This is a genomic window from Mesorhizobium sp. P2_F7 (assembly GCF_056403695.1).
Genome location: NZ_JBFUFA010000031.1, coordinates 1 through 3,923, shown reverse-complemented (window position 1 = coordinate 3,923; position 3,923 = coordinate 1). Strand labels below are relative to the sequence as shown.

General features: G+C 61.2%; 3 protein-coding genes. 1 reads left to right on the top strand and 2 read right to left on the bottom strand.

Annotated features, from left to right (window positions below; genetic code table 11):
- Positions 1-425 precede the first annotated feature (425 nt).
- A complete protein-coding gene (locus AC1DZ8_RS33230) occupies positions 426-1,316 on the top strand; it encodes an alpha/beta fold hydrolase (protein WP_477402397.1) in 891 nt (296 codons plus the stop codon).
- Between the two features lie 68 nt (positions 1,317-1,384).
- Here the strand turns inward: AC1DZ8_RS33230 and AC1DZ8_RS33225 are convergent, their stop codons facing one another.
- Both AC1DZ8_RS33225 and AC1DZ8_RS33220 read right to left on the bottom strand, forming a co-directional pair.
- Entirely contained in the window at positions 1,385-2,407 is a 1,023-nt protein-coding gene (locus AC1DZ8_RS33225) for a tyrosine-type recombinase/integrase (protein WP_477311203.1), read from the bottom strand.
- A 289-nt stretch (positions 2,408-2,696) separates the two neighbouring features.
- Positions 2,697-3,878 carry a porin gene (locus tag AC1DZ8_RS33220; protein WP_477402395.1) on the bottom strand — a complete coding sequence of 394 codons (1,182 nt, stop codon included), beginning with the start codon at positions 3,876-3,878 and terminating at the stop codon, positions 2,697-2,699.
- Positions 3,879-3,923: the final 45 nt, after the last annotated feature.

Here is a 3,923-nt window from a genome sequence, read left to right as displayed (position 1 = left end):
GGCCAAGGCGGCAGGACAGGTCCTCATCGCGGCCATCGCCTTCAACATGCGCCGCTGGGTAACGCTGGCCACCTGAGCCTGGGTCGCAGTGCGCCCGAAACCCACCGAATACGCCAACTCCTACCCCATCCGGCCGCAAACCCGCGCCGGAAAGCACCTCGATGCGCCCCTGCTGTCTCTCCAGGCGTCCAAAGCCTAATAACGCAACGGGCCCCTTGTGGGAGAAGGTGGCCTCGCGAAGCGAGGTCGGATGAGGGGTGTTCCAGGGAACACCAACGTCTCACTCCGCTGGAACACCCCTCATCCGTCTCGGCGCTGCGCGCCGATCCACCTTCCCCCACAAGGGGGGAAGGGAAGACCTTATTTGACCGCTCCCACCCTCACCTGTAGCAGTCGGTGACGATCAGGCTAGGACTCCCTTTGATATGTTACGCACCGACGGCTTCTCCGACTTTTTCCACACCGCGCCGGACGGGCTCAGGCTTCACGCCCGCATTTACGGCGAGACAAACTCGGGAACCTGGCCGGTGGTCTGTCTGCCCGGACTGACCCGCAACGCGCGCGATTTTCATGAGCTCGCGCTTTACCTGTCGCAGCGGGCTGACAATCCGCGCAAGGTCATCGCCTTCGACTATCGCGGCCGCGGCCTGTCGGCCTACGACCCTGATATCAGCCACTACAATGTCGGCATCGAGGCCGGTGACATCCTCGCCGGGCTGGCGGTGCTCGACATCGCGGAAGCGGCCTTCATCGGCACGTCGCGCGGCGGGTTGGTCATTCATGTGCTCGGTGCGCTGCGGCCGGCGGCGCTGAAAGCCATTGTGCTGAACGACATCGGCCCCGTGATCGAGGCTGCGGGTCTGGCTCACATCCAAACCTATCTCGACCCGGCGCCGAAACACAAGAGCCGGACCGAGGCTATTGAGGCGCAACGCGTCGCGCATGGCGCGGATTTTCCCGCGCTTGCCGAGGCGGATTGGGATCGGATGGTGTCGGCCCTCTACCGCGAGACCGATCAGGGGCTGCTGCCGGATTTCGACCCACGGCTGGTCGACACGGTGGCGGGCCTGGACCTCAGCAAGCCGCTTCCGGATCTGTGGCCGCAGTTCGAGGCGCTGGTGGCCATACCACTGCTTGCCATACGCGGTGCCAACTCGAAACTTCTGTCGGTGGAGACATTGGAAGAGATGGGCAAGCGCCATCCCGGCATGGAAGCGATCACGGTCGAGGGCCAGGGCCACGCCCCCTTCCTGGACACAGGCTATCTGCCCGGCGCCATTGCAGCTTTCCTGCTGAAGGCACAGAATGCAACTTAGATAAAGTAAACCCCAAGATCAAATATGATCCTGGGGTCGTCCTTTCAGTATATGAACGCTCGGCAGAACTATTTGGCTTTCGAGCTTTTCCTGGGCGCCTTGGCCGGCTTCACTGCTGCCGCTTCGCTCTTTTGCGCCGGCGCTGCCGCTGAGACAGTGGTCAGCGGCGATGCGAAGGCCGAGTTTTCGCCGGAAAGCCCTTCGCCGCGCGGCGTCTCCAGCACGACGACACAGCCGTCGAGATCGTTGGTGGCCAGGTGCGCGTAGCGCATGGTCATCGAAAGCGTCTGGTGGCCGAGCCACATCTGCACGCGCCGGATGTCGATGCCGCCCTGGACCAGACGCGAAGCGCAGGTGTGGCGCAAGATATGCGGCACGACCTGGTCGTCGGCGCCGAGGCCGACTTCGGCCTTCGCATCGTTCCAGATGGCGCGAAACTGCGCCTGGCTGAGTTTGGTGAACGGACCCTTGGGCCTGCGGCCCTCCGAAGGCGGCAGTTTGATCACCTCCTTGACCCGTTCGGTCATCGGAATGGTGCGGCTGCGGCCGGATTTGGTGATCCAGAACGAGACGCGGTGTTCCTGGATGTCGTTCCAGATCAGTCCGAGCGCTTCGCCGAGGCGGCAGCCGGTGTCGACGAGGAAGACCGAGAGACGATAGGCATCTTCGCTGCGGCTTTTGATGGCGGCGAACAGCTGCGCCTCTTCGCTCCTTTCAAGGAAACGAATCCGTCCCGCCCGCTCCTTCTGGCGGCGGAACTCGGGCAGGCTGTGGATATCCCCCATCTTGTAAGCCTTGCGCAGCAGTTTGCTGAGGGCAGCCATCTTTCGATTGATGGTTGCGTTGCTGTTGCCGCGCTGGCGCAAGGTGCCGATAAGGTTGTCGAGGGTGCTCTGGTCAAAGGCGCTGAAACGCTCTCCGAGGAGAATCTCGTCTATCTCGCCGATGAAGGAGCTGACATTGTATTTATGCCGCCCATCATCCCAGAGTATGTCCCGGTATGCTGAAAAAAGCTCTCCGACCCGGTGCGATCTTACTTCTCTGATCTTGTTGTAGCTGTATTTTATCTTCGCATTTTGAGAAGAGAACATTGAGAAATGTTCGGAGGGGTCGCCCTCTTGTATCGCTTCGATGGTCATAAAATGCCACACCCCCGAGTGGATAGAGTCAGACCTATCCGCTTGGAAGCGTCCTTTCAAGAGATTTAATCACGCAGTTGTGAATTCATCCGCCCATCAGCGGATCCCACGAACTCACCCTTACGGACTGTTCAGCTGCCGATTCCCCCTGTTCCTTCTGCTTGTCTTGACCCAGTCACGAAACAAAACAGCCCGGGCGTTGAAGCGCCCGGGCTGTTATTCACCTGTCTAAAGCCAGCCCTTAGAACGAGCGCTGGAAGCGGAGCATGCCGCCGATAGCATCGTCGTCGCCATCAGTGATGCCGGTCCAGTTGGACACGGAGTCGTCGCCGAGGTGCGAGTAGTCGACTTCGGCCGTGATCGTCAGGCCGGGGACGACGTCGTAAGCAATGTTCGCGGCGAGGCCGATGTTCTTGCCGTCGTCATACGAAGCCTGGACGTTGAACGAGGTCTTCTCGTTGATGGTGTAGGTGCCACCACCCCAGACTGCCCAGTTGCCCGACCACTGCTTGTAGAAGCCGCGGCCGCCAGCCGGGAACGCCCAGGTCGGATCCGACAGGTTGTCGTCGGTGCCGTAGCCGCCCATGATGAAGAGCGACAGGTTCTGCATCGGGGTGACGTCCAAACGGACCTTGCCGGCGACTTCTTCGTAGTTGCTGTCGTAAGCGATAACGCCGGTGATGGCGCCCCAGCCCTGCGTGTACTTCAGGCCGCCGACGACATGCGGAACGTAGCTGTCGATCGTGTGGAAGCCCGAGCCTTCTTCGAGCGAGAGAACGGCGGAGAAGCCGTTGCCTGCGTCGAAGTAGTACTGGATGACGTTGGTGTCGAAATCGCCGTAGGGGACCAGCGTATCCTGGATGACGTTGCCGGCGTAGCCGATGAACGTGTTGAAGGCCGATTCGTCCTTACCGACGCGCAGGCCACCGAGCTGGATCCAGGCGAAATTCAGCGAAACACCGGTGCCGCCAGCAGCATTGATGGCGTTGGCCGGGAGGAGCGGACCCGTGCCATCGGGATCAACGAGTGCGCCCGAATCGCGGTTGTTGTTCTGGAAGTTGAAACGGGTCTCGGTGTAGGTCTTCAAGGTGCCGAGTTCGGTTTCCTGGCCGGTCCAGGTCTTCAGCGAGAAGCGGGCCTTCTTGTAGTAGGTGTCGTTGCTGCCGCCGTCCTCGTGATCGGCGCTTGTCGCACCGTCGAACGAACCGACGTCGCCGACGCCGATGTCGTAACGGACATAGCCGCCGATGCGCAGGCAGGTTTCGGTGCCGGGGATGTAGAAGTAGCCCGAGCCGTAAACGTCGCAAATCTTGACGTATTCAGCCGGTTCCGGCTCGGCGACGACGACGGCGTCGGCGGCGCGCGCACCGGAAACTGCGATCAGGGCCGCAGCGGAGCCGAGAAGAAGGCTCTTGATGTTCATTTTCGCCGAGAAGAAGGCTCTTGATGTTCATTTTCTGACCTCCAG